Raw genomic sequence first — 26,758 nt, 5'->3', positions numbered from 1 at the left:
GTTGATATGCCTAAATAACTACAAAGCTTAAGGCTTGTTAGTAATAATTCCCGATTATGTAGAGACGTAGCATTGCTACGTCTTTGCTTTTGGTTACTACTAAAAATTTAAAATATCTAAGGATTCTTCAATTTCTAGATCGAGAATTTTCTCCCGCGCTTGTTTATGTTCTGTTAATTTTCCTTGTTGTTGATATATTTCTGTTGCTTTTTGAAAGTCTGTGATTGCAGCTTCCTTGTCTTCCAACTCATAAAAAATATCGCCGCGTTTGTTATAAATTTCGGCATTCTCGGGATTAATTTTGATTGCTTCGGTATAATCTGCGATCGCAGCTTCCTTATCTCCAAAATCGTAATATGCGTCACCACGTTTCACATAAATTTTAGGGTCGGGATCGATGTCAATAATGCGGGTGTAATCTAAAATTGCTCCCCTGTAATCCCCTAGGTCGTAACGATTATTCCCACGATTTTTGTAAGCAGGTACATCTTCAGGATTAATTCCTTTTATTATTTCTTTTGCTTGGGAAATTTCCAGGTGATTTTCCAGATGATTGGGAACCTGAGTTAAATTTTCGTAACTATAATTGCGATCACCCCGCGCGTTGCGATCGCCCTGCGCGTTGCGAACGGGATTAATATCAATTGCGCACACATAATCTTCAATTGCACCTTGCTTATCTCCTAAGTTGTAACGAGCATCCGCTCGGTTTCTATAAGCATTAGCATCAAAAGGATTAAGCCTAATAACCTCACTATAGTCAGCGATCGCACCTTCATAATCGCCTAATTGATAGCGAGCATCACCTAAATAATTGTAAGCTTTAACGTAATTGGGATGATTTGTAACTACCCAAGTACAATCTTCAATTGCACCTTGATAATCCCCCAACTGATACTTTGCAAAACCACGTTTATAATAAATTTCGGTTTCATTGGGCTTGATTTGCAGAGCTTGAGTGTAATTTTCCATCGCCCGATTGTAATCAGTCTTTTCCAAAAAGCGATCGCCCAACTTGACATAGAAACTATATAATTCAGTCCCAGACTTTAATCGAGACTCAATCGATAAACTACCAGAATGACTAGATACTAATTTCCGTTGACCAATGCGATCGCCATAAATTCGATGGTTTATGGCTTGATTTCTAAGTTCTTGATTTTTAAGCTCTCGATATTTAAATTCTTGATGTTCAAGCTCTTGATTTCTAATTTCTTGATTTCTAAGTTCTTGATTTTTAATTTCTTGATTTTTAATTTCTTGGTTATTAAACCCTTGACTTCTAAGTTCTTGACTTCTTATTTCCGATACAGTCTCAATTCTCGCCGATTGGATTTCTTCCAGATAACACCGCAATCCACTACCATGGAATAATTGATCGATACCAAAAGAAATTTTACCCGTTTTCAACTTGATCATCTTAGTTGGGAGAAAACCCGCCAAAATCAAGTTAAACTTGGACTGTGCCTCATTCACCTGTTCTTGAATTAGAACGCAAACTACAACAGCATTTTTTCTTACTTCTTCTACACTCAGCGACCATCTAACCTTATCAAAGGTACCAGAGCGAGATTTTACTTCAATACCAATAGTAGGGTCAGAAAGCAAAGTAAAATCAACATTACCATCTCCTCCAAAACGCTTAGCATAATCAATTTCTGTAATTAAATCCGCTAAACGTTCTTTGACAACTTCTTCACCTAACTTTCCCTTTAAATTACTGATAAAAACATCACGGACAGTACCAGCACGTTTATACTTTTCCGCCATTTCCCAACAAAAATCTCGTAATAGCCTTAACCTCTCTCCAGAGATTATTGTGAGTTCACTATATTCGCCTTCTTTTTGACAATGCAGCAGACAACCAGATTTTAATCTTTTGATGAAATCAGACTGTAGCGATCGCAGTACCGTAGTCCAGTCCATTTAAAATTCTGCGATTCTGGGGATGGGGGTATTGTAGGGAAAATTTTATGTGTTGTAAAGTTTTTTTTACTGGATTTAATCCAAGATTTTTCTCTGTAGAAGTATACTAATCAATGGTTTGAGTGGATCTTAATTTGACTAATCTCACTACGAGTAGCCTCTGATTTGTTAGCCTATAGGTACAACACAAATATAGCGCTATGCGCAAGTAAAAAGTCAAAGGTAAAAAGTCAAAATTATGACCTATGCGGTTCCGCTAACAAAAGCTCATAAATCATATGTTTTGCCAGATTTACCAATATCCAAAACTTGTTACTTAGTGCTGTAACACTTACCGACAACCGTAAAGCAAATTAATTACACTAATAACAAACGTACTGCACAAATTGTGCTATCTATGTTTTACATTTAATTAAGCAACAATGAGAAGAAACTCGTCCACTAGAACAGCTACTAAGTCTCCTGCTCTTGGCAACTCTACCTTTAATTTAACCTCGATCGCCATTTTAGGAGGGGTACTTATTTTAGGTATAGGTATAGGTATTGCTTTTAGCTCAACAGCGACACTGACACCTTCTAATGTAGCTACCCGCGAATTTATTGATATTAAAGCGCCGAACCCTGAAATTTGTGTCCAATATGGAGCTAGTGCCATGGTAATGGATGCTAGGCTATTTTTAACCCTCAACCCATTCAGTGTTTATGTATCCCAGTCTAGTATGCGTCCGGGTTGCGTATTAAGAACTAATAACTGGCAAGTTTTAGAACAAAAAGGGCTAATAACATCCCAACAAGTAAGAGATTGCAAGAATCGTCTGAACACCTTTGCATTTACAGGTGAATTGGGTAGTAAAGATGTAAATATCAGTTGCGTTTATCAAAACAGTGGCGCGCAAAACTTCTTTTTGAACGAACCAGGAGCGGTTGCACCACCAGTCGAAACAGAAAGATTTTAATACTGTTTGTTTAAAATTTTTTGATTCTAATGCCATATTTGGCGAATTTTCCTATACGTGTAAATCTTAAGACGTAGCGTTCTAAGTATTTATGGTTGCTACGTCTATATTTGAGAAGTAAAAGATGGCAGAATAATGCGCTGTAGAAACTCAGGAGATAGGAGTCAGGAGATAGGACAGACCGCGCTCTAACGAGCGTTAACGCAGTGGGGCGTCAGCACAGCAGGAGATAGGAGTTAGGAGTCAGAACAGACCGCTCAGAAGTTAGAAATGTAACTATTAGTCAGAATTAACGCAAAAATCAAATAATACTGACAATTATTATTTATGTGCGATTAATCATTACAAAACAGATAGGGTGTGTTAGCGACAGTGTAACGCACCATTGATAAGATTTTTTTAAGGAAGAGTATTTGGAAAAGGCTGACCAAATTCAATAACTTTTGGATTATTGGAAGTATTTGAATTATTAAAATTGTTTGAATTATTTGAATTATTTGAATTATTTAATATGGTCGGGGTTGGAAAATCTGGTACAGTCACACTTGGTACTTTTATACTTGGCACCATAACATTTGGTACCGTCACATTTGGTTGATTATTAAGATTTCTTCTTGCTGGCTGAATTTGAAATCTCGATGGTGGTAAAACATAACCGTTGGAAAATTCTTGAGGAAATGAATTATTGGGAGAAATACTTGGAACAAATATAGGTAACTGTTGCTGATTATAATTACGATTATTGCCAAATTGACTGTTGACTGGTGGTAGATTTTGTAAGCCAGGTTGAGGAAGACTTGGATTGAGACGTAGGAGATCGTTAGGAAGATTTGTAGCAGGAATATTAACAGCACCGGGTGGATTGATTGGTGGTAGCTGTTCTCTGTAATTTTCGTTATTGTAAGATCTGCTGTTAACTGGTCCTCCTGGTAAGGAATTTAAAGGAGGTAGGGGAACATTCTGATTTTGTTGTGGAAACCGATTTCTTCTACCTGAAGGGAAACTGCGGCGAGGTTGTGATTCTCTGGTATAAGGTAAAGGAGGATATTGGCGACGGTTGTAATAAGTATTAGGTGAGGGTAACGGGTAACGACCTTGACCTCGTCCAATAGAATTATAGTTGCTTGCAATCAAAGGACGAAATACCCAACCAAGAGAATTTCGGCGAGATATCCGCTGTAATCGCATTTGACTGGAATCGAAAAACGTTCCCGGAGCTAAATCCATCACAATGCGAGTTACGTTTTCGTCAAACTGGGAAACACGGATACCTTGGATATTCCCATAAAATCTTTGTTGTGTAGGAACGTAACCTAACTTTGTATCCGGTAAATCCACCACAATACGAGGAGGTTGAGGAAGATAGAAATAACGTGGTTGAGAAGAACCCGAAAGCATGACTTCTAATTGTTGAGCTTCCGGATAAAATTTCCAATTTTCTAATCTTGCGATCGGTTCAGCTAAACTTCTACCAGCACTCAAAGAAAGTGCTACGTAAAAACTGAATAAACCAAATTTCAGTACCTGCTTACACCCAGAAACTAGTTTTTGAGTTGCGATTTGCTTCAACACGACCTTTATCTCCAGTTTTTATGGCTAATTATTAACGAGCAAGCACTTACAAATAATTGTCTTGTAATGACTTAAAAAGCTTAAACGATTTTTTTTATAGCTTGTATCATTGGTTGAAATTTAATATAGCTCGATTGGTTTGTAAATAGCACAAGAAGCAATTTATTGGAAATTGTGAGAAAAAATTGATTTTATTTTTAGAATTGTATCGAAATAAATTTATTTATTTTTTATGTTGAGTTCATTTGAAGTTCATCTTATTTTCATGTTCATGATTTATATATATAAATTGTTATAAACTGACATCTCGTTTTCTATTGATACTAGTCTTAGGCTTTTGGCCATAACACACAAGTGTGGGTGAAAGCCTATTTTTCTGGGAATAATCGTTAATAATGAATGGATAATTAACGATTATTTTTGTTTGCAGATATATTCTCTGTTGCTTGATGATGGTAATTGATAATTGGCGATCGCACTGCATATCACTACTAAAACCTAGCTGTAGCCGTTCGCTTATATGAGGATATAGCAATAAACGCCTAAGAGACGTTCTACAAAGCAATCGCGTAGCAGTTAGTATCTGTTTTTTAGAAAAAAGTCTGAAATACGAAATAATTCAATGGTTAATTAACACATGGTTATAATTGCCAATAATACTTATTTATTAAGTATTAATTAATCATCTCAGGTTAACATCAAAAATTTAACTAAGAAATTTAAATGTTTTGCGCAGTATAGTTTTCCCCATTGCATAGATTCATCAACGTTGACGCTTTTTCTCTTCTAAACGCATTCTTTTTTCTTCAGTCAAATCATCAAAACATTGAGGACAGGAAATTCCCTCCTCGTACTTTGGTGAAGATTTCTCGGTTTCCGAAATCGGATAACCGCAACCAGGACACATCTCATAATTACCAGCTTCTAAACCGTGACGGACTGTGACCCTTTCATCAAAAACAAAACATTCACCTGACCACAGACTTTCTTTTGCTGGTACTTCTTCTAAGTATTTGAGAATTCCACCTTTGAGATGATACACCTCCTCAAATCCCTGGGAAAGCATAAAAGATGTAGCTTTTTCGCAGCGAATTCCGCCCGTACAAAATAGGGCTACTTTTTTGTGTTTGCTTGGCTCGAGATTTTCAAGCACATATTCAGGAAACTCTCGGAAAGATTCAGTGTGGGGATTTTGCGCGCCCTGAAAAGTCCCAATTCCAACCTCATAACCATTGCGGGTATCGATTAGTGTAACTTCAGGATCGGAGATTACATCATTCCAATCTTGGGGATTGACGTAAGTTCCAACTTGCTCGCTTGGATCGACATCTGATAAACCGATGGTGACAATTTCTTTTTTCAAACGCACTTTCATACGCTTAAAAGGTGAATTTTCGGTGTAGGATTCTTTATGTTCTAGATCCTGTAAGCGTGGATCGGAACGCAAAAATGATAGTACTGAATCAATACTCTTGCGATCGCCAGCAATCGTACCATTAATACCTTCTTCTGCGAGTAAAATCGTCCCCTTGACTCTTAAATCTTGACAGTAAGATTGTAAGGGATCCTGTTTCTTAGCAAAATCTGCTAATTTGACAAATTTATACAGTGCAGCAATAACTAAAGTCATAATTTCTTAACTTTTTAAATATTTGAATTTCAAGTTGATGATATGCAGGGAAGATTATTTTGTGTGCTTTAAAATTCTACATTTTCCCAAACTTTATTGTTGGTGTAAAACTTAAATAAGTTTAAAATATTTGCTATAAACTGCTACAAAATTTCAACCTGTAGGTCAAAATAACCACGATTATCATTTACAATAATCTTAGTAAATTTAAAATACTGAAGCTAAAATACCTAAGTATAAAGTAAATATTTTTTTACCGTTTTTTGACTTTTGACTTTTTACTTTTGAATTATATTCTGGGGGTATAGCTCAGTTGGTAGAGCGCCTGCTTTGCAAGCAGGATGTCAGCGGTTCGAGTCCGCTTATCTCCATGTAAAAATAAGTAGAGATGGATTAGCATAGTACTCCACAAGGAAATAATTATCTCCTCTAGAATAATCTGTACTAATCCATCTTTGATGTTTATTTAGTTTGTATAACGAAATTACTTCACTCTCAGCCAACGGTAAATTTATGTCTGGTTAATTAGGTTTAGCCAAAAATTCTTTAATAGTCGCGATTGAACAAACCAAGCAAAGGTGCCAGAATCAATCCAAACACAAAACCACCGATGTGAGCCCAGTAAGCAACTCCACCTGTTTCTACACCCATAACTGCAGCAGTTTGTAGACTAGCAAGACCAGATATTACGTTTTGGATCACGAAGAACCCTATAAGTATGTATGCAGGTACCCTGATTGTAGTGATAAAAATACCCAGAAATACAAAAGTATTAACAACTGCTCGGGGAAAGCGGATTACATAAGCACCCAACACACCAGCGATCGCACCACTTGCTCCCAAAGAAGGAATCATCGAACCCGGAGAAATAATATATTGACACAAAGCAGCCAAAGCACCACAGGCTAAGTAAAAAATTATGTATTTAAAATGACCCAAGCGGTCTTCAATATTATTACCAAAGACCCAAAGATACACCATATTTGAAATTAGATGCCACCAACCGCCATGCAAAAATTGAGAAGTAAACAGAGTCCCCCATTCCGGTAGTCCTTGGTTCGCAGCCAATATTACAGGACATTGAAAAGCAGATCGCGTAAATGGGACTAAAACACCAAAGCTTTCGCTCAACTGTCGCGGTACTAGTGCGTAGGCTTGAAAAAATTGACAAAGCTGAGCATTGGGTAATGTAAATTCGTGGAGAAATACGAGAATATTGATAGCAATAAACCCATAAGTAACATACGGGGTAATTCTGGTTGGATTTTCGTCTGATAGAGGAAACACAGGTGGGTTTTTCCTAATTACTAATTAACTGCAATATAGCTTGTGGAACTAGCGAATGCGAAGGATAAATGTTGCACCTGAGTTGTTTATTTTGGGGATTGGGGAAAGTATGGGGAGTGTGGGGAGTGTGGGAAGTGTGGGAAGTATGGGGAGTGTGGGAGGTGTGGGGAGTGTGGGAAGTGTGGGGAGTGTGGGGAGTTTGGGGATTGGGTATTTAGAATAACATAATAAGGAATAACTCCTGACTTATTACTCCTTACTCCTTACTCCTTACTCCTTACTCCTTACTCCTTACTTACTCCTTACTCATTACCCATTACTCCTTACTCATTACTAATATTGCTCTTCAGCTTTGTCACTAAATAAACCTAAAATTGGACCGATAATTGCTCCAAACACAAAACCACCTGCATGAGCCCAATAAGCAATACCACCACCCTCCATACCAATGTTTGTTGGAGCTTCTAAGCTTGCAAAGCCATAAAAAGCCTGTTCTAAAAACCAAAATCCCAAAAAGAAAAAAGCAGGTACCCGAAATGTCGGGAAAAATATACCTAAAGGAACCAAAGTTAAAACTTCTGCTTTGGGAAAACGAAGAATATACGCACCCATCACTCCGGCGATCGCACCGCTAGCACCCAAAGAAGGAATCAGAGAAGTCTGAGAAAAATACCATTGGGCTAAACCAGCTAAAACTCCACAAGTCAAATAAAAAATTAAATACTTTACATGACCCAATTTATCTTCAATGTTATTACCAAAAATCCACAGAAATAACATGTTTCCACCCAAGTGTAATAAACCACCATGTAAAAACTGAGAAGTAAATAGGGTTGCCCATTCTGGTATAGGTTGATTTACCTGCACCCCGGAAAAGCTTAAACTCAATTCTCGCGGTACTATCGCAAACAAATGGAAAAATCCATTTAAAGCTGGTGCAGGTAAACTACTTTCATAGAGGAAAACTAAGACATTACAAGCAATTAGCCCAAAAGTTACATAGGGTGTAATACTAGTTGGATTATTATCTCGAATCGGTACCACGGGTTTTTGTTCGTATCAATATATATAACCACGATAGCGAGATTGTCTTAGTTTTACTTCTAGCTTATGGATAAACTTAATAGTATCTATTAGTATCTTAAAGTGGAAGATAAATTACATCGTTCTACTATAAAGATAATTTGTAACTGTTAACTGGTAACTGATAACTGATAACTGTAAATAAGTCTTAACGGCGATCGCGTTCGAGTTCGTATATCACCTTTTCAGTTAACCAGTTAACCGAACGTCCGGGATTAGTGACATTCGCACCTGCAATTAATCTATTAGCAGTTCGGCGATCGTTATATAAAAGCTTCAAAAGTCTTTTGCGCAATGGTGGACTAGCTCGATCAATCCAAGAACCATAGTTTGATGAATTAATATTGGTCTTTAAAGACTTATTCCCTTTATTAATTCGCCAGATCAAACCAGCTGCTCCAGCACCTACTAACCCGATTGTCAGTATTCTGCTCAAATTACCAAGACTATTTGGATTTCCACTATTAGTTTGAGCTACAATCTGACTCACATCACCATCAAAACTCTGACTGGTAAAAGATTCTGTTAATGAGTTGTTGGTTTGCAGTGGATTAACACTAAGAAAAGAAACAGAAAGTAATGTAGTAGCTATAAGTGTAGTAACAAAGTTAGATAACTTAGAACTTCGACTAGAACTTTGACTGGGACTCAGACTAGAACTTCGACTAGAACTGTGACTAATAGTTTCGAGCATAAAATTAAGAACTCCTTAGAATTAAATAGTTACAAGTAAACTTTTATAATCAGTAATAATTGTTGAAGAACGACCGCTCAGCGAACCGTTCCATTGCTTATTCTTAGTGTGACAATCAAATATGACAAAAAAGTGTCAACTTAATTCCAAACATAATAACTGCATGATTATTGATGTGGTCTTGCTTGTTATAGACTAAGCAAAATATTAGTGTCCCTAAAAGCAAAAACCCCAGCATTAGATGCATGGGGAATTTCAAGAGCAAAATTATTCTTAAAAGCAGAATTCTTCGGTAGATTAAATTTTCTCGCAACTATCGTAATTATTTATCCTGACATTAAATCCATCAGATGGAAAACTGATTTTTGCAGTCTTTGGACAAGGAAAATCTAAGTATTTTTGTGTTTTCTGGGGACGAAGTAGTGACACTATAGTTCGCCTAATGCGCAAAATTACTTCAGTATTACGAAAACCCAAATGACAATACAACTTTCCAAGTAAACCTTCTTCAATTGGTTGGAAATCTGGTTTTAACTGATAAACCCAGTTTGCAATTTCACAAGCTTCATCCAAATGAGTACGAGCAATTGAATGCGCGATAATCCAAAGAATTTCACAAGCTGCATTAATTCTTCGAGGTGTTAATTCTCCCCGAATCAATAACTGATTGATAATATTTTTGTAGATTAATATATGCTGTAAATCAGTTCCCAAGCCTTTTAAACTTGTAGCAAATAGTAATCGCTTTTTACTATGATGGCGACGACAAAGGGTTGGTTCATAAACAACAGCTATCTTAGGTTTTGCAAGAGCAACTTCTAACATCAAGCAACGATCGTCTCTCGATGCAAAACCAGCAGATGCAAATGAAGTTCGGTGGGGAATATTTTCAATTAACTCTCTTTTGAAAAGAAATGCAGAGTAATGGGAGCTATCTCCTTCACCTAATTGCTGAGCAATAAAATCATCGCAGTCAACCCAGTTTTGACTTCTAATTAATTCTTCACGTTCATTATAAATTTCATAACCGCCAACTACTAAGTCAGCTTGGGTTTTTTCAGCTATTTCAAATTGTTTATCATTCGCATCTGGGTACAACCAATCATCAGAATCTAAAAAACGAATATATTTCCCTTTTGCGATCTGAAATGCTCGATTTACAGCCCAAGGTTTTCCCCAGTTACTGACTTGTCGCAAGGTTACGAGATCGGGCTGCTGTTGCAACCATTCCCATGTTCCATCTGTACTGGCATCATCAATAACAATGATTTCAACTTTACATTTACTCCGGCGACAAGACTCTATTGCTTTTGGAAGAGACCAGAGACGATTATATGCACAAATGATTACACTAACATCCATATAATTCTTTAAATAATAGTACTTAAAAACCGAATTGTATGACTTGAGATATGAATCTAATTTTTTATTAGTAAAATATTTGAATTACATATTTAATCTAGGAGCTAAAGATTGCAGATGAAAATTTATAAAAACAAAATTGATTAAATTTGAAATTGATGAAATAATTTATCTATCAACAAAAATACTTTGTTTTAAAGTCAGAAAATATCAATGAGTAATTGATAAGCTTCTATTAATTTAGCTTTAGGATAAGAATATATAGTAAACCATAATACACTTATATCTATCGAAGGTTATATTTACATAGAAATCAAGAATACTTCATTGCTGTGCACAAAATATACATGCTATTAAAGCACTTGCGATTAAAGTAGTTATTTATTAGATTTTCTCAATCTATAAAAGTAAATCTTACCTTATTGTAAATCAATGAGTTTAAAAAAAATATAATTCACTTGAGATTCAAAAATATATATAGATAACTTTATTTTTGCTTTACCATAAATAGAAATAGAACAAGTTTTTATAAAGTGCTTTATTGATAATTTAATACAGTGGTTTTCTATAATTTACAAAAATTTATTGACAAAATTAGAAATCTTATAACAGCTTCTGAAGATATAACTGTGCAAGTATTACAAAACTCGTAAATTAAAGTGTCAAAAAAATAAAGTGTAAAAAAAGCAAGTAACACCTTTGATAGAATATCTTCCTTGCCATAAATGATTATTTTGCACACTCATTAATTAAAAAATAATTTTAATGGATGGTAAATTTTATCACTGAATATTAAAGCTAAATATTGCAACAAGTAATTAAACACCATAGTTCATAGGATTCTTCGTCAGAATTTTGTCACTTAGACCCAATTTTGGGGTGCATAAAATATTTCTTAATCTTAGTGCTTACAAGAAGAAGTGAAAATAATTACAATAAGATATTTTGATAGTTGCTAAGTAAATAATTAGAGAAATAGTTGGGTATGGATATCGAAGAGTTGAAGCGGCGTTATGCAGCAGGAGAAAGGGATTTTTCAACAGTAAATCTGAGCAGAGCCAAATTGATCGGGCTAGATTTGGTAGGGATTAACCTATGTGCGGCAAATTTGATGGGAGCGAATTTGGCTAAAGCAAAAATGTGGGGAGCAAATTTGAGTGGTGCGAACCTAGCAAAGGCTAACTTGACTCGTGCTAACTTGAGCGGAGCCAATCTAAAAGATGCTAATTTGCGGGGTGCAAAACTGAGGTACACAAAATTATACGGGGCTGCTTTAGATAGAGCGTGTTACGATAGCACCACAAAATTTACTCAAGGATTTGACCCTGAGAGTAACAATATGCATAGATTCTAAAGTTCATATAGCAGAATTAAGGAGACAGGAGCCAGAAGCCAGGAGTATAATCCCCTTTACGCCTAAGTTCTAGCTTTTTAGCTATATCTTACTAGCTTGCAATCCGCCATCATATATAAAGTTCATAATTTTACGAACTTCAAAAATTCTCAACCGCAAATTAAAAGATAAACTTAAATTTCGCTACATTTCTGGGGAAATGGTTCAGATTCCGATAAGATAACAGTGTACGCATAGATACGCATAGGTATTAACAGATAAGGTAAAATCTGGCTGTAAATCTGGGCTATATCGCAATTTTATGCGGATTATAGCGCTCTATATTGCATTGGAGACACACAATAAAATATACCTGCTCGGCCTACCGGGTAAATAATTAGTTCAAAAAAATTAGTTCAAAAAAATTAGTTCAAGAAATTGATAGGAAACATTTGTCTCATTGCAATGAGAATCGCAATCAAAGTTATAAAATTAGAGTTTCATTGTTAGCTTGATTCAAATCTAGCTGCAAAGATTACCTGGAGGCTAACAGATAAATAATGCTTTACCTTTGCAAGCCAGAACTCCTGTCTGTTAACTGCTCTATCTATTTCCTGCGTTTCATTGGAAAGGAGCTATCAATAGTATAATGTCCGATATCCATATTCATAATTTAACTGGCTTGGAGCAATCAAATATTCAAGTTCTAAATTTCCCTTCTCTACCAATCCAACGTCCATTACTAATGGTTGGTCATGGGACTAGAGATGAGCAAGGAAAACAAGCTTTATTAGATTTCGCTACAACATATCAAAGTTTAGATCGTTCTCGTCCAGTTATACCTTGTTTTTTGGAACTGACTGCTCCGACAATTCAAGAAGGTATAGATGAGTGCATCAAACAAGGCTACACGGATATTTCTGTACTACCCATACTGTTATTTGCTGCTCGTCACAATAAGTTTGATGTGACTAACGAGTTAGATAGAGCTCGAGCAAAATATCCTCAACTAAAACTTCACTATGGCAGACATTTTGGTATTACCCCAGGGATTCTTGAACTTTGGAAAGAGCGTTTAGCAGTACTCGATCTCCCCGAACATAACCCACAACAAATTGCTCGTGAAGACACCGTTTTGCTATTTGTTGGTCGAGGTTCTAGCGATCCTGACGCTAATGGTGATGTGTGTAAACTTGCACGTGTAATGTGGGAAGGTAGCGGCTATGGAACTGTAGAAACTTGCTTTATCGGTATTACTCACCCCAGGTTAGAAGAGGGTTTTTTTAGAGCGAGATTTTACCAACCCAAACGGATTATTGTTTTACCATACTTCTTATTTACTGGTGCACTAGTTAAAAAAATCTTCCATATTACAGCACAACAACAAGAAGAATATCCAGAAATATCCATCACATGTCTACCGGAGATGGGTTTAAACTCTCAACTTTTATCCGTACTGCGGGAACGAGAAATTGAAACCCAAGTTGGACAAGTAAACATGAATTGTGAGATTTGTAAATTTAGATTGACAGCATTATCCCATGGCAATGGTGAAGCCCATCATCATCACGGACACGACCATTCTCACTCTCATTCTCATTCCCATTCCTCGGTCGATCCCTATGCAGATGTGAACAAGTATCATCAGAAAATTTGGCAAGCACCTTAAGATAAGTCAAAAACACGTACAAGCTATGAATTAGTGAAGTCAGTTGATTGAAACTCCCCTGACTGAATGAAGTACAGGGGATTTTTGGTTCTAAGACAATACTTGCTCAGTTAAAATCTAGGATAAATAGAATGTCATCTAAATCAAAATTCTCGAAAAATTCATGTCTAAAGAATTTGTAATTGGCGCTAAAGTCCGACTTGTAACTCTCCCACCTTACGTTAAAACAGCAGACCCCATGCCTATGTTGCGTCCCCCTGATATCTTGGAGGTGGGAGAAGAAGGTGTAGTACTCGATCGCCGTCCTGGTGGATATTGGGGTATACGCTTCGCCAAAGGAGCATTTTTAATGGATAGTCAATACATTGAAGCAATTGATACAGTAACTACTGAATAGGTAACTAATTGTAACTAATGATTGTAAACTTATTTAAAGTTGTGGATATTTTGCTGGTGTTATGATTTCCCGTCGGAATTTTTTAAATATATTTTTTGCTGTATGTTTTGCTGTTTTGGGATGGTTTAATTTTGCTCCTACAGCAAATGCATTGGGTGGTAAATTACCTGAAATTAATCAGCCCGCACCCGAGTTTACTCTTTCTACTAACACTGGCGATGGTGAAGTTTCCCTGTCTGACTATCGTGGTAAATGGGTAGTACTTTACTTTTATCCCAAGGATTTTACCCCTGGCTGTACTATAGAAGCACGACGTTTTCAGCAAGATTTACCTAAGTATATCGAAAAAAATACTCAGGTAATTGGTGTCAGTGCTGACGATATTGATTCCCATGCAGAATTTTGTGATTCTGAAGGCTTAAAATTTCCTTTGCTAGCTGATACTAGTGGGGCTGTAAGTAAAGATTATGGTTCTTGGATTGGTTTTGTTTCCATGCGTCATACTTTTATTATTGACCCAGAAGGTTTACTGCGTGAAACTTTTGTAAAGGTTAATCCATCAATTCACAGCACTGAAGTTTTAGCAAGATTAGAGGAATTACGCTCAGTGGCTTGAGGATAAAATATTAACCTCGGTTTTCATCGGCTTAGCGCTATATTTACAAATATTCATTAAGTCTTCCCCCTCGCTCTACCTCGACAAGGGGGAATTCGTATAAATATTGATAACATTTCACTTAATTTAATAAGAATATTTACTAATTCAGGATTATTTGCTTGTTCTAATGTTGTCAAAGTAATTATATGTTTTTGAGGTAAATCTATGGCTCGTCAACGTTGGGCTTCTAGAACTGTTTTTTTGCTAGCAGCCGTGGGTTCAGCAGTCGGCTTGGGTAATGTGTGGCGCTTTCCTTACTTAGCTGGAAAATATGGTGGAGGGGCATTTCTTATACCTTACCTCATTGCCTTAATTATTGTCGGTATGCCGATGCTAATTTTGGAATTTGTGGTGGGACAAAAAATGCAACAGGGTGCGATTGGCTCGTTCCGGAAACTTCACCCCTATGCAGGTGGCTTGGGTATTTTTACCATGATTTCTTCCTTGGTGATTGTTTCTTATTATGCCGTAGTCATGGCTTGGTCTGTGATTTATTTTGTAGCGTCTTTTGGGGTGCAGTGGTCGGATAATCCCAAAAATTACTTTAATAACAGTGTTCTCCAGATTAGCGATGGAGTTGACAATTTAGGAGGGATTAACTGGTCTATTCTTCTTTGTTTAATAATTGTTTGGGTTTTGGTTTATTTTTGTATTTGGCAAGGGACAAAAAGTGTTGGGAAAGTAGTTCTTTATTCAGTACCTTTACCAGTTGTGCTACTGGGTTTACTGCTGTTACGGGCAATTACTTTACCTGGTTTTTTAGATGGCTGGAGAGTTTACCTTAATCCGGTTTGGAGTGCACTAGTAGACCCGGAAGTTTGGACATCTGCCTTTTCGCAGATTTTCTTCACCCTCTCACTAGGATTTGGGATTATGATTACCTATTCTAGCTATAAGCAAGAAGATGATGATATTGCTCGAGATGCTTGGTCTACAGCAATAATAAATAGTGCAATTAGTTTATTTGCAGGCTTTGTGGTGTTTGGAATTTTGGGTTATATGGCTTCCCAAACAAATACTCCCTTAAAAGAATTAGCGGCTTCAGGTCCTGGTCTGGCGTTTGTGGTTTTTCCAGAAGCTTTGAGCTTGATGCCACTACCCTGGTTATTCAGTATTTTATTTTTTGTGATGCTTTTATCCTTAGGGATTGATAGTGCATTCTCAATAGTCGAAGTATTGAATGGAGCTATTCTGGATAAACACAAACATCTAAAACCTTCTGTTGTTTCATTTTGGGTTTGTATTGCTGGATTTATTGCTGGAATAATTTACACAACTCGTGCTGGGCTTTATTTTTTAGACATTACAGATCATTTTCTTACCAACTATAATTTAATATTGGCAGCAATTTTCCAAGTTATCCTTGCTGGATGGATATATGGAGTAGAGCGACTCCGAAGATATGTTAATCAAGTTAGTGATTGGCAAGTTGGCAAATGGTGGAATGTTTCCATCAAATATGTAATTCCAGTGATTTTGACCTGTTTACTTGCTACCCAGTTTTCCAAAGATATCAACACGCCTTATGGAGGATATCCAGGTTGGGCTTTGGGAATTGGTTGGGCAATTGTTTTGATTCCACTTGTGTTATTTATTTTGTGTTTGCTGAATGATTGGAGAAGAAATATCGAAGTTTAGTTTAGTTTGGTTTAGTTTAGTTTAGTTTAAGAGTTTACCTTACTTGAAATAATAGATCGAAAATAATGGCAAGCTAAATGTTAAGTTATGTGTTTGAATTATTTGTCTAATTTAACAGAACCGCTCACACTCAAACTATAGCTTGCCGACCCTTTACTCGATCTCCGACTGATTTGCATAATAATTTTTTGCTGATTTTGAACCTGCAATTTTTGAACTTTACGCTTACTTTTTGAAATGACACCTACACCAAAAGATTTTAATTTATTCCCATCAACATCGAATAAATCGACTGTGACATAGTTCAGAGTATTTTTGTCATTTGGAGCTACATCTAAGGCGATCGCAACTTCTCCCGCTTCCGCAACAAAGCTGTAGAAATATTCGCTTTGATTATCTTTATCTACTGTTCCTGCGATCTCACTCTTAGTTAATGCAGTTGGATTATTGCGATCGGTTGATTGGGCATAAGTGGGATTTACTGATGTTATTAGGACAAATATTGTAGCGATAGGTATAGCCACCTGCTTGCAAATCGCAATAGTTTTTAGAAATCTATTCGGTTGCTTATTAAGTTTTATATTTTTCAGCATGGTTGATTTTATGTATTTTGTCTTTATAATTAACTTGTACTGGGATATTGATTATATACATACTATCTAACAATAATTTGTATCAAATATAAATATTATTTAAGACTCAGCAATCTTAAATCTGTAAATCTAAAATTGGTAAATTATAACTATTTCTACTTAAATAAAATAATCTTGTATTTCCAAATGTAGCTGCGGATGATTCCTATATAATAAGCGTTACCACTTATTTAAAGAGTTATTTTGTAAATCTTAGTTAACAGTTATTTGAATTTTAATGAAATAGAATAAAAAAATTGACAAGTAATAAACATCATGAAATGAGAGGAAGATAAAGGCATATGAGAATCATCATAAGCCCATAAAAACAAGTTCCTAAAAAGCTTGTTTAGAAATTGTAATTAATTCATTACGTGAGGATTTATCTGTAGTAAAAGTTGTAAAAATTATAGGTTTAAATGTACAGCAAATACAGGAATTCAAAACAGAATTCAAAGCCGAGTTAAAACCTGAAAATAATAAGCAGTGGATGCAGTTATTAGATTGGAGTGAGGAAAGTGCAATGTTAATATGACTGCAGTCAGTCATTGGGCTTAATTAATTTAAAGCCCCAAGGTTTTAATGCTGCGATCGCGACTTCTTCATCTATACCTTCATAAGCTTCCCATTCTTCGGGATGCTCTTTAGGATGTCCATCACCCACATTACCCGCTACTTTAATAATGGGAATATCTACGGATAAATCAGCATAGGTGCGGACGCTAATCGTATCGCGTTCCATTGATATGGGTAGGACTAATTGAACTTTATGTCCTACAAACTTTGCTTTTTTCTGTGAGTTAGCAACAGATTCGCGTATTAAACAGATATCACCAGCTGTTCCCCAAGTGGTTTTGTAGATATAAAGGAACGAAATATAAGTTTTTGGCTTGACGGCTCTTTTGAGAACTTTCACGATCTGTAATTCCTATTCTTCGTTTCTGATTCAATCATTTAATTATCGCTGGTTTGAAACCAAAAAATGTATAAAAAATACTATGAATTTCAATTAAGCTCACTTTTACATATTCAGCACATAAGAGCCCTTAGAAGCTTTTAAACTTGGTTTGTAATTTTTATGTGGATTTAATTAAATTAATATAATTTCTAGGTTAAGTGATGGTAAATTTAAGGTAAAATCTACTTCTTAAATCTATTGTGGCTGACTTTGCTGCATTAAACTTCAGTGGTAGGAAATAAAAATTCATTAAGAAAATTAATTGTCAGATACTTCTCTAATCTGTACTTAGAGTTTCTTGAAATATTTAGCAACTGACCAAAGTTCAAAACCTGACTTTTCATAGGTGTGACGTGCTGGAGCATGACCGGGATCGCCTCCGGTCTCAACCATCGCAATAGACATCCCAGCGTCTTTCATCCGATCCAAAGCAAATTCTATCAGAGCGCTGCCAATACCGCGACCTTGAAAGTCTGGATCGACAGCAACCATATAGATTTCACCCATGCTGTCTTCTGAGTGAAGTTTCACAGCGACAAAACCTACTGTTGCTCCTGCATCGATCGCAACCCATACATTTGTATCCTCTGCAGCACAGACATCCTTCACAGCTTTTTGCTGGCTCACACGCCAATTATCGGGATAAAATGTTTGGTATACATCAGCATTCATGGCTTTCTGAATTGAATCAAAGACTGGAGTCCATGCTCGAAGCGAAAGACGAATAACGGCATCAAGGTGGCTTGGGTTGTATGGTTCAATTTGCATTAATGATTTTCTTTTATCGGTGAAATTATTCCTATCTGAAAAACTGGGCGTTAGGCGGTCGAGTCAAATCCTTGTTAGGTGTAGTACCCGACATTTTAACAATTTATCAATCCCATTTATCAATAACTCTTTGCCATTTGAGTTGCAATGAGATCGAAAAATTTGCCGATCAATTTTTTAAATAGATTTAATCTTACAGGATAAAAGTAATCTGATTCAAACCATCCATTTTCCATATAGTAGTTATAATCTCGGAATGTCTCATTTTGCAATATTTTTATTCTTGAACGCGCTATCCTAAACATCATCAGCATAAATAAAGAAGGATTTGGATATTCTTTTTTTATTAATTTTGAATAGAATCTTTTACTATGCTTGTCAATTATCTTGTCATTTTTTTTCTGGCGTTTCTCTGTCACCGGCTCAACCGTGGTAACACAAGAACCTTTGACAACATTAAAGCCTAATGCACTGCCCATTGAGTCCAAATATTCTACAATATCTTCACCTCCACCGAATCCTTGTGTTATTATGCTGGTGAATGTTTTCCCGAAAAAAAACGGACGATGAAAAAAGAATGCAAGCCTATCAAGGAATAGTTTCATCAACGCAGATACCTGAAAGGTATAGTTAGGAGATGCGAATATTACACCGTCTGAATCAATCATTTTTTTGATAAGTTTATCTCTGTCGTCTTTGAGTGGACAACATTCTTCACCCTTGTCAAAGCACAATAGACAACTTTTACATATTTCCAAGTTGCAATCACTTAACATAACTATTTCATATTCTATGTTTCCAAGGGATTGTAATTTTTGTAGTAATTTTTCAGTAGCCTTATAAGTATGATGTTTCCGTGCGCTACCAATAAATGCAGTAACTTTCATACATTTAACCCCCTTTATTGTAAAAATATATTTGTTGTTAGGGGTGACTGAAGCCTTCAAAAAATGAGGTGCTCCAGAATAATAACCTGGGGTATAAATTATTATGTAAACCGAGATAATAAATCTTCCAATGTTCCCTTACTATCTGATTTAGAGACTAAAACCCAGTCTTTTCCTCCTTTCACTTTAATCCTGGAGCAATAAAATGAGGATGTTGTGAGGAAGTTAAAGAAAGAATGGTCATATTAAAAAACCCTCAGGGGGTGACAATCTTACAAGAGCGTTATCCAGAATAAATAAAGGTTCATTTAACAAAGTAATCTCTTTTGGGAGAACAAAAATCTCAAAGTCCCCCAGAATTCGTGGATTTAGGGGACTATACTCTGGTATTAATATTAATTAAATCAATTCAAGAATTAAGATATTCGTCAAATCTTTCCTGTAGTTGTTCTACTGTCAAATTTTGAGTCCAATATTCAACCACTGCATGACCAAAAGCCCAAGCATTGCAATCGGGAGATTCAGAATTTTTCATGAGAACAGGCCATAATGTCAGTAAATCAAATTTGAGTTGCTTTTCACCTGTATCTAATAGTAGAAATAGGTCATATGCCATTTGTAATTTACCAATTACAATAGGTAACTGTTCTACTGGAATTTTTTCTGCTAGCGCATACGCCAAAGTTGGGGAACCCGTTGATAATGTGGAAATAAACTGCAGTACGGGACTTTTCAGTAAAGCTGTTACTCCTTGGGTTGTAGTCATTTGAAAGGTGTAGTGATCGATTATTTTGGCTGCTGCAACTGTACGGGCTTCGAGATCCCGCAAAAACCGAGCCAAACGTAGTTGCTTTGCTGGCGCGATCGCATCTAATAAGCCCAAAGATAGTTCATCTACATTCCAAACTTGGCGATTGGTTTTAACATCGTAAGTAACAACCGGTAATACTTGCTGGGAAAATTCCCCAAGTAATTCAGCCCGATATTTAGTAGCTTCCCGAATAGCAATTTCTTTGGGACGTTCCCCTGCTAACCAGTTGTAGGGAGGTTCCCATTCCCGGATCGGACGCAGGCGATCAACTTGAGTGACAATGGTAATTACAGGTAAATCTTCTACTTCCTCCTTCATCTCTTTGAGAAAGTCTGCATCCATTTGTAGCGCTGGATCTAAAGCAGGTGTAACCAATAATAATAAATCTGCGGTAATAGCATAATCAAGTACAAGTTTGCGGAAATCTGCGTTATTAATTTGTTCGTAACCGGGAGTATCCCAAAGTGTCAGGGTTTCACCACTGGAGGTTTCCCATTGATAATTTTGAATTTTATCGGTACTGGGTAATACGTCAACTTCTGCTAATTCTGATTGGAATAGTGTATTGATTAAACTACTTTTCCCCGCTCCAGTTCGCCCTACTAGTAAAATACTGACAGGTTTTTGTTCGACAACCTCTGCTGGTTCGGCTTGCACCATAACTTCTTTCAAAGTTTGGGTTTTTGCTTTTGGTAGACTTAATGTGGATTCAGAAACTTCTACAAATGGTAAATTATCCCCACCGTAAAGGGCTACAGCTTGCTGACAGAGATTACGCAATGCAGCTTCACGCAACATCTGACTTAAATTTACTAGTAATTGTTGACTAGCTTCATCACCATAATTTTGACTGACCCGTTTTGCGATCGCGGCGATGGGATTTAAGAACCACTGGGCTAAACTCCAAGTATTCCAGAGTTTGCGGGCTGATGGTTCTAGTTTTTGGTAAACTTCATAGGCGCGATATGCTTGTCCTACTGTAACTTGATTGAGGACGGGTGATAATTTCTGCATCCACCGATCCATATCATCTACTGTACCCCTGATTAAACCGTAGGCTTGGGGGACATAAATATTTAGCAGGGGATATTTGACTTCTGGATGGTAAATATTAGCAATTGCAACAATTAAATCTTGACACCTTTGCCAAAAAGTTTCCCAGTCTTCCCAAATTGGCGCATCTTCTCGCGTTGATTGAAGAATTTCTTGCAGTATTTCTTCTACTTGTCTGACGTTGTCATCTCCTGCTATTTGGGCGGTATTTTCCGCCACAGACTCGATTTCTTCGTTAACCTCCGCGATTACAGCTTCTACCTCTTCAAATTGGGAACGTGTCCATTTCACCAATAACCAACGCCAACCTACCAAGACAAGGGTGAATATTCCCCAAATCCAGTTAATTCCCCATTCGTGAATTTGTAAGCTTGCAGATACTAATATAAAAATTACGATGCTTGCAAATGGGGTTGCTAAGGTAATCCATTGCCAAGGTTTTAAGCGAATCATTGGTTTTGTGGGTGTTTAAATGAGATTTCCTATCACTATTTTGGACATAAATTTTTTCTGATTGCTGCAGTGCTCCTCTGCTCGCACTCCTTCTACTCCTGCTCGTTCTACTCGTTCCCAGGCTCCAGCCTGGGAATGCAACCGCTAAGGCTCCGCCTCTTGGTTGTGTCCCATTTGCGGGAGTTCGTGGTTTTCTTGAGGCGGAGCCTCAGGCTATGGGTTCCCACCCAGAGACTGGGAACCAGGAAACCAGAAACCACATATCCCCTACAGGTCACTACATAAGCAAGCAATATGGTTAACATTTTCAAAAAAATATGTTATTATTACTCATAAGGTTAGAAAACTGGCAAATAAAACCGCAGAACTCGCTTATCGTCAAAAAAACCGAGAAAAAATCGACTCGCTTCGCGAGTGAGGTAAGTGTAAAGAGGAAGAAGAGTAAAGGATAAAAGGGCGAAAGTGAAAAGGGCTAAGGAAGAGCCCTCCCAACCCCGCAGACGCAGACAACACGAAAGCCAACATAGTTGATGTAGTAGACGCGACCTTTCCTATCGTTGATGGCGCGAGACGCAGAACGGCAGCGTTTAGGATTGTTATCCCAGGAACCGCCCCGCAGCACTGTATTTCCTTGTTTGTTTTTATTTATCCATGCAATATAACCATTTGGTGCAACCTTATAATCATTATGCCAATCATCCAGGCATAATTCCCAGACGTTGCCGTGGATATCATATAAACCAAAGGCATTGGCTTTATTGAATTGTCCTACTAGAGTAGTTTTTTTTCTATATTCTCCTTCATTTTCGTCAGCAAAAGCATAACCGGCATTATAATTCGCTAACTCACTTGTAATTGTCTCACCAAAGTGAAACGGTGTAGTAGTACCAGTACGACAGGCGTATTCCCATTCTGCTTCTGAAGGTAGGCTATATTGCCTGTCTGTATGCTGTGAGAGGCGTTTGCAAAACTCCTCTGCGTCATACCATGAAACTTGCTCTACGGGGAGATTATTTCCTTTGAAATATGATGGATCGGGATTTAATTTTCTATCTACTTTAGGTAAAGCAGCTACGGCTTTCCATTGTTCCTGGGTCACTTGGTATTTTCCCATGAAGAAAGCTGGAACTGTTACCTCATGTTGAGGTTTTTCAGTGTCAAGTCCTTCCCCTTCTGGCGAACCCATCATAAATTTACCACCGGGGATGTAAACCATATCTAGGGTGATATTATTTCTTAGGTATTCGGTGAAGTATCTGGCTTGTTTGCGTTCTAGCTTAATGATTTCCCCACGCCGGTTTACGGTAACGGTGTCAAAGGAGAATTTCAGTAGATGGAAAACTTTTTGAAAAAGAGATAATTGCAAGCAAAAATGCACTTTCTATGGAGAACAGACTCCCAAATTGTCAGTAAAAAAATGACTTAGAAAACTATTAATTCAATACAAATGTTCTAACAACAGAGAAAAAATATAAGTATTAGTTATATAATTATGTATTTTAGGCTAGAGTTGTATGTTAACTGGATATTTTGCGAATAAAATTGTTAATGAAGTCTTAAATTATGTCGAATCAAAAATAAATGACTAATTACATGTAAATATTTAATATTTTCATCATAAAAATCGTATTTTTTGACACAAAATTCCCATGCAAGTGTAATTTTTTGCTTTCATAAGTCGATGAATTACTTTAAAGAATAAATACTTGCATTGACATTAAAACTATATATTTTAGATGAGTTTAGCTATTAGTTAAATGTCTGGAATATAGATGATTTCTCTTACTTGATAAATGCGATTTACTGCATTAGATAAAAATGCTAGCATTTGTTTTAAACTGAATAAATGATTATAGACTAAACGTCCACCTCGTCTAGGTTTAGATATTTTGAACCATAAAATATAAATCCAGATATTAACTAATAAAAACGAAATTCCAACAAATAGTAGTCTTATGATAGGATTTTTGCTGGTAGTTCTAATCCGACAAATATTTTTGAGACGATAACTAGTTTCAATCCCAAATCTTTTTCTATAATCTTCAGAAATATAATCTAAATTTATGTCTACTTTGTAAACGACATAAGCTAAATATTCAATACCATGCTTCCCTCTCTTTCCTTTACGATACCTACAGATAATACATAAATCAAAAGTAATTTCATTATAAGAACCTTGATTCATAGTATGATTTGTTCTATAGCTTTTTTTACCTTTAAGATATTGGTTAATTCCTCCAGCCTTGCCATTTCTAACTGCTGGCATTATAAAAGGTATATCTAAAGCTATTAACCATCTTATTACTGAACTACTATAAAATCCTCTATCTAAATAGAGTCTCTTAATTTTTAGATTTAAAGAGTTTATTTTATCCAAAAGATAAGTGATAATAGCTACATTTGTATAATATTTTTTCACTCCAACAATAGAAGACAGTTAATCTCTTATTTTTGGCAATTATATATAAACTAGCATAAGCATAGAATGAACAAGTGCCATTTTTAGCTTGACTACGATAGATATAATCTTGTTCATCTTTTGTAGGATTACCATAATAAGGAATTAAATTTAAATCAATGGCTAATTTTAGTTTTCTCTTTTTTCTTCGCCGTGTTAGCTTACTTATTAATGCTTGATTTAGCTGATTTTCTAATTCTTGAAAATTTTGAAATTTATTTAAATGATATCTAATATTTCTGCCAGAGCAAGAATTTTTTAGAATAGATGCTGTATTTTCTATGGTATTTGCTTTACTTGCTGCAGCCACTAAAATATTAAATAAATCTGTTTGTTTACAATCACCTTGGGTCTTAATCGAAATATGTCCTGTTAAACAATCAATAACTTCTTTCAAAGTATCTTTATCGCTTAAAACAGCTTTTTCTGTTAAATTAGTCAATTCTTTTTCAACTCAATTAATCTTCAAATGTCATGGATAATTTAACAGTTTTATTTTCAAAATATCCAGACAACATACATCCCAAGTGATAGACAACTGAGTCAATAAGTAAAAATTATATTTCTACAACAAGATAGAACTTTTGTACTAATTAATTGAGTGGAGAAGTCAATTTTTTCCCTGACGGTACTGTGCGTAAACTTGCAATCATCGCCTCTTCAAAAAAGTTTTCCATCTACTGAATTTACACTTATGCATAGTTAAAGACTAAATTTTGAGTATATGCTATTATCTTGCCTACCCGTACCTACATGCAAGAAAATACTGATACACTCTTGACTGTGATACTTAAGTTGCTGTTGTCACAATGGCAACTCCCAAAAAATCATCTAATATTTGAGATATTTTATTAACTTGGGTGTATACTACCGATCTCAACTGATATCTAGAACTTTATCAACGTATTATTAAAGTGTTTGTAATATGACTAACGATGTAGATCTGATTAAACGATTAGACCCCAGTGCGATGGATCAGATCATGCTATATCTGGCATTTAGTGCAATGCGGACTAGCGGGCACAGACACGGGGCTTTTCTTGATGCAGCAGCAACTGCAGCAAAATGTGCTATTTACATGACCTACTTGGAGCAAGGGGAAAACTTGCGAATGACCGGTCATTTACATCATCTGGAGCCAAAGCGGGTTAAAGTCATTGTTGAAGAAGTACGACAAGCATTAACCAAAGGTAAACTATTAAAAATGCTTGGTTCACAAGAACCTCGCTACCTGATTCAGTTACCTTACGTCTGGATGGAAAAATACCCTTGGCAACCAGGACGCTCTCGTATTCCGGGCACAAGTTTAACAAGTGAAGAGAAAAAACAGATAGAGCAGAAATTACCATCAAATTTACCTGACGCTCAACTAATTACTTCATTTGAGTTTCTTGACCTAATCGAGTTTCTCCATAACAGATCTCAGGAAGACTTTCCTCCAAAAAACCAAATGCCTTTAAGTGAAGCATTGGCAGAACATATCAAACGTCGTCTACTTTATTCGGGAACAGTTTCCCGCATTGATTCACCTTGGGGCATGCCTTTCTACGCGCTTACTCGTCCATATTACGCAACTGCTAATGACGAAGAACGTAAGTACATCATGGTAGAAGATACAGCGCGATTTTTCCGCATGATGAGAGATTGGTCAGAAAAACAACCTAAAGTCAAAAGAATTCTAGAGACATTAAATATCCCATCAGGGCGCTTCCAAGAAGCTTACGAAGAATTAGATGAAATTATTCGTGCTTGGGCAGATAAATATCATCAAGAAGGTGAGACTTCGATGGTATTACAAATGGTATTTGGTGAACAAGACGAATAAAAGCCTTGAATCTATGTAACATTTCTCTTTTCCTCGCAGAAAGGATTTAACAACTAATAAAGATATTAAGAATCTACCTAAAGGTTGATTTTTATAGGGCTGTAAAATTAAGCATTTCAGTTTAGGTTGTAGTTTTTCAGGAAAGGGAGCGTCTCTAATTTGCAGAAGAATCAAATCTAGACTTATTTTGTTTAAAGGAAATGATTCAGTAGAGATTTTTGAATCTATTTTAGATATATTCTGAAAGACTTAATTGAGTCAAATAAATTGCCCATATAACTAATTGCCTAGTAAGTCAGTTGTTAAATAATTTATATTTTGTCGGGGCCGCATCTAAAATTACTTATTTTACAATCCAAATTTTTTTGGTAAATCTAATTTTGGAAATCTAATTTCAACTATTTACGTCTTAGTTAGATTACAGTTTAATTTGATTAGAGTAATCCAGAATACAAGAATAATTTTAGTTGATTTTTGACGACTTACACTTATCAAATACCTACTTCGGGTGTATACCTACAATATGGAACAAATGGGTATGGGCTGTAAAACCTATACCCAAAATAGTATTTAGGTTTGGAAAAAAGTACATTTAAAATATACAACTCAAAAAAAATAATGGGATGTAGGGTGAAACGCTTGTAGGGCTTGAGGGATGAAGGGTCAAATGCTTGTGGGGAGTTGGGGTTGAGGTGTATAGCTCCTCAT

Annotated in this window: 23 protein-coding genes and 1 tRNA gene; 9 read left to right on the top strand and 15 right to left on the bottom strand. The window is 36.2% G+C overall.

Features of this window, described 5'->3' with window-relative positions; all coding sequences use genetic code 11:
• Positions 1-99: 99 nt before the first annotated feature.
• Positions 100-1,926, bottom strand: coding sequence for a tetratricopeptide repeat protein (locus QNJ50_RS06470; RefSeq protein ID WP_300633338.1), 1,827 nt, complete (start codon positions 1,924-1,926; stop codon positions 100-102).
• 422 nt (positions 1,927-2,348) lie between these two features.
• On the opposite strand from QNJ50_RS06470, the gene QNJ50_RS06465 reads away from it, so the two are divergent.
• The gene (locus QNJ50_RS06465) at positions 2,349-2,882 is read left to right on the top strand and encodes a DUF3172 domain-containing protein (RefSeq protein ID WP_300633336.1); all 534 of its coding nucleotides are present in this window, start codon (positions 2,349-2,351) and stop codon (positions 2,880-2,882) included.
• A gap of 399 nt (positions 2,883-3,281) precedes the next feature.
• Here QNJ50_RS06465 and QNJ50_RS06460 read toward each other — a convergent pair whose 3' ends face one another.
• Positions 3,282-4,454, bottom strand: a complete 1,173-nt coding sequence (locus QNJ50_RS06460; RefSeq protein ID WP_300633334.1) for an AMIN domain-containing protein — start codon at positions 4,452-4,454, stop codon at positions 3,282-3,284.
• Between the two features lie 763 nt (positions 4,455-5,217).
• Positions 5,218-6,084: a rhodanese-related sulfurtransferase gene (locus QNJ50_RS06455; protein ID WP_300633332.1), complete on the bottom strand. Its 867-nt coding sequence runs from the start codon at positions 6,082-6,084 to the stop codon at positions 5,218-5,220.
• A gap of 298 nt (positions 6,085-6,382) precedes the next feature.
• Here QNJ50_RS06455 and QNJ50_RS06450 point away from each other — a divergent pair.
• Positions 6,383-6,455, top strand: a tRNA-Ala gene (locus QNJ50_RS06450).
• Between the two features lie 175 nt (positions 6,456-6,630).
• Here QNJ50_RS06450 and QNJ50_RS06445 read toward each other — a convergent pair.
• Positions 6,631-7,371, bottom strand: a complete 741-nt coding sequence (locus tag QNJ50_RS06445) for a rhomboid family intramembrane serine protease (RefSeq protein WP_300633330.1) — start codon at positions 7,369-7,371, stop codon at positions 6,631-6,633.
• Between the two features lie 55 nt (positions 7,372-7,426).
• On the opposite strand from QNJ50_RS06445, the gene QNJ50_RS06440 reads away from it, so the two are divergent.
• Positions 7,427-7,594, top strand: coding sequence for a hypothetical protein (locus QNJ50_RS06440; protein WP_300633328.1), 168 nt, complete (start codon positions 7,427-7,429; stop codon positions 7,592-7,594).
• Positions 7,595-7,704: 110 nt separating this feature from the next.
• On the opposite strand, the gene QNJ50_RS06435 is transcribed toward QNJ50_RS06440, so the two are convergent.
• From QNJ50_RS06435 to QNJ50_RS06425, 3 genes are all read right to left on the bottom strand, one after another.
• Positions 7,705-8,415: a rhomboid family intramembrane serine protease gene (locus QNJ50_RS06435; protein ID WP_300633327.1), complete on the bottom strand. Its 711-nt coding sequence runs from the start codon at positions 8,413-8,415 to the stop codon at positions 7,705-7,707.
• A 187-nt stretch (positions 8,416-8,602) separates the two neighbouring features.
• Positions 8,603-9,148: a hypothetical protein gene (locus QNJ50_RS06430; RefSeq protein WP_300633325.1), complete on the bottom strand. Its 546-nt coding sequence runs from the start codon at positions 9,146-9,148 to the stop codon at positions 8,603-8,605.
• Positions 9,149-9,445: 297 nt separating this feature from the next.
• Positions 9,446-10,510: a glycosyltransferase family 2 protein gene (locus QNJ50_RS06425; RefSeq protein ID WP_300633323.1), complete on the bottom strand. Its 1,065-nt coding sequence runs from the start codon at positions 10,508-10,510 to the stop codon at positions 9,446-9,448.
• A gap of 985 nt (positions 10,511-11,495) precedes the next feature.
• Here QNJ50_RS06425 and QNJ50_RS06420 point away from each other — a divergent pair.
• The 5 genes from QNJ50_RS06420 to QNJ50_RS06400 all read left to right on the top strand — a co-directional run bounded on the left by QNJ50_RS06420 (position 11,496) and on the right by QNJ50_RS06400 (position 16,205).
• The gene (locus QNJ50_RS06420) at positions 11,496-11,864 is read left to right on the top strand and encodes a pentapeptide repeat-containing protein (RefSeq protein WP_300633321.1); all 369 of its coding nucleotides are present in this window, start codon (positions 11,496-11,498) and stop codon (positions 11,862-11,864) included.
• 628 nt (positions 11,865-12,492) lie between these two features.
• Complete coding sequence (locus QNJ50_RS06415) at positions 12,493-13,512, top strand: sirohydrochlorin chelatase (RefSeq protein ID WP_300633319.1); 1,020 nt, start codon at positions 12,493-12,495, stop codon at positions 13,510-13,512.
• 163 nt (positions 13,513-13,675) lie between these two features.
• A complete protein-coding gene (sipA, locus tag QNJ50_RS06410; protein WP_300633317.1) occupies positions 13,676-13,909 on the top strand; it encodes a regulatory protein SipA in 234 nt (77 codons plus the stop codon).
• A gap of 61 nt (positions 13,910-13,970) precedes the next feature.
• Positions 13,971-14,525, top strand: a complete 555-nt coding sequence (locus QNJ50_RS06405) for a peroxiredoxin (protein WP_300633315.1) — start codon at positions 13,971-13,973, stop codon at positions 14,523-14,525.
• A 207-nt stretch (positions 14,526-14,732) separates the two neighbouring features.
• A complete protein-coding gene (locus tag QNJ50_RS06400; protein WP_300633313.1) occupies positions 14,733-16,205 on the top strand; it encodes a sodium-dependent transporter in 1,473 nt (490 codons plus the stop codon).
• A gap of 98 nt (positions 16,206-16,303) precedes the next feature.
• Here the strand turns inward: QNJ50_RS06400 and QNJ50_RS06395 are convergent, their stop codons facing one another.
• The 8 genes from QNJ50_RS06395 to QNJ50_RS06360 form a co-directional block, all read right to left on the bottom strand.
• Positions 16,304-16,798, bottom strand: coding sequence for a hypothetical protein (locus QNJ50_RS06395; protein WP_300633311.1), 495 nt, complete (start codon positions 16,796-16,798; stop codon positions 16,304-16,306).
• A gap of 580 nt (positions 16,799-17,378) precedes the next feature.
• The gene (locus tag QNJ50_RS06390) at positions 17,379-17,753 is read right to left on the bottom strand and encodes a hypothetical protein (RefSeq protein ID WP_300633309.1); all 375 of its coding nucleotides are present in this window, start codon (positions 17,751-17,753) and stop codon (positions 17,379-17,381) included.
• Positions 17,754-18,083: 330 nt separating this feature from the next.
• Positions 18,084-18,563, bottom strand: coding sequence for a GNAT family N-acetyltransferase (locus tag QNJ50_RS06385; RefSeq protein WP_300633308.1), 480 nt, complete (start codon positions 18,561-18,563; stop codon positions 18,084-18,086).
• A 119-nt stretch (positions 18,564-18,682) separates the two neighbouring features.
• The gene (locus QNJ50_RS06380; RefSeq protein ID WP_300633307.1) at positions 18,683-19,450 is read right to left on the bottom strand and encodes an NAD(P)H-dependent oxidoreductase; all 768 of its coding nucleotides are present in this window, start codon (positions 19,448-19,450) and stop codon (positions 18,683-18,685) included.
• Positions 19,451-19,859: 409 nt separating this feature from the next.
• Positions 19,860-21,767 (bottom strand): GTPase family protein, encoded by a 1,908-nt coding sequence (locus tag QNJ50_RS06375; protein ID WP_300633305.1) that lies wholly within the window; start codon positions 21,765-21,767, stop codon positions 19,860-19,862.
• Positions 21,768-22,239: 472 nt separating this feature from the next.
• Positions 22,240-23,133, bottom strand: a complete 894-nt coding sequence (locus QNJ50_RS06370; RefSeq protein WP_300633303.1) for a formylglycine-generating enzyme family protein — start codon at positions 23,131-23,133, stop codon at positions 22,240-22,242.
• A 387-nt stretch (positions 23,134-23,520) separates the two neighbouring features.
• A complete protein-coding gene (locus QNJ50_RS06365) occupies positions 23,521-24,186 on the bottom strand; it encodes a transposase (RefSeq protein WP_300633300.1) in 666 nt (221 codons plus the stop codon).
• Positions 24,137-24,667 (bottom strand): hypothetical protein, encoded by a 531-nt coding sequence (locus QNJ50_RS06360; protein WP_300633298.1) that lies wholly within the window; start codon positions 24,665-24,667, stop codon positions 24,137-24,139. The genes QNJ50_RS06365 and QNJ50_RS06360 overlap by 50 nt, the downstream gene beginning before the upstream one ends.
• A 483-nt stretch (positions 24,668-25,150) precedes the next feature.
• On the opposite strand from QNJ50_RS06360, the gene hetR reads away from it, so the two are divergent.
• Positions 25,151-26,050: a heterocyst differentiation master regulator HetR gene (hetR, locus tag QNJ50_RS06355; RefSeq protein ID WP_300633296.1), complete on the top strand. Its 900-nt coding sequence runs from the start codon at positions 25,151-25,153 to the stop codon at positions 26,048-26,050.
• The last annotated feature ends 708 nt before the right edge of the window (positions 26,051-26,758 follow it).

Origin of the sequence: Mastigocoleus sp. MO_188.B34 (assembly GCF_030065675.1) — a bacterium.
In the GTDB taxonomy this organism is placed as follows: domain Bacteria; phylum Cyanobacteriota; class Cyanobacteriia; order Cyanobacteriales; family Nostocaceae; genus Mastigocoleus.
This window is presented reverse-complemented; position numbering and strand designations above follow the sequence as displayed.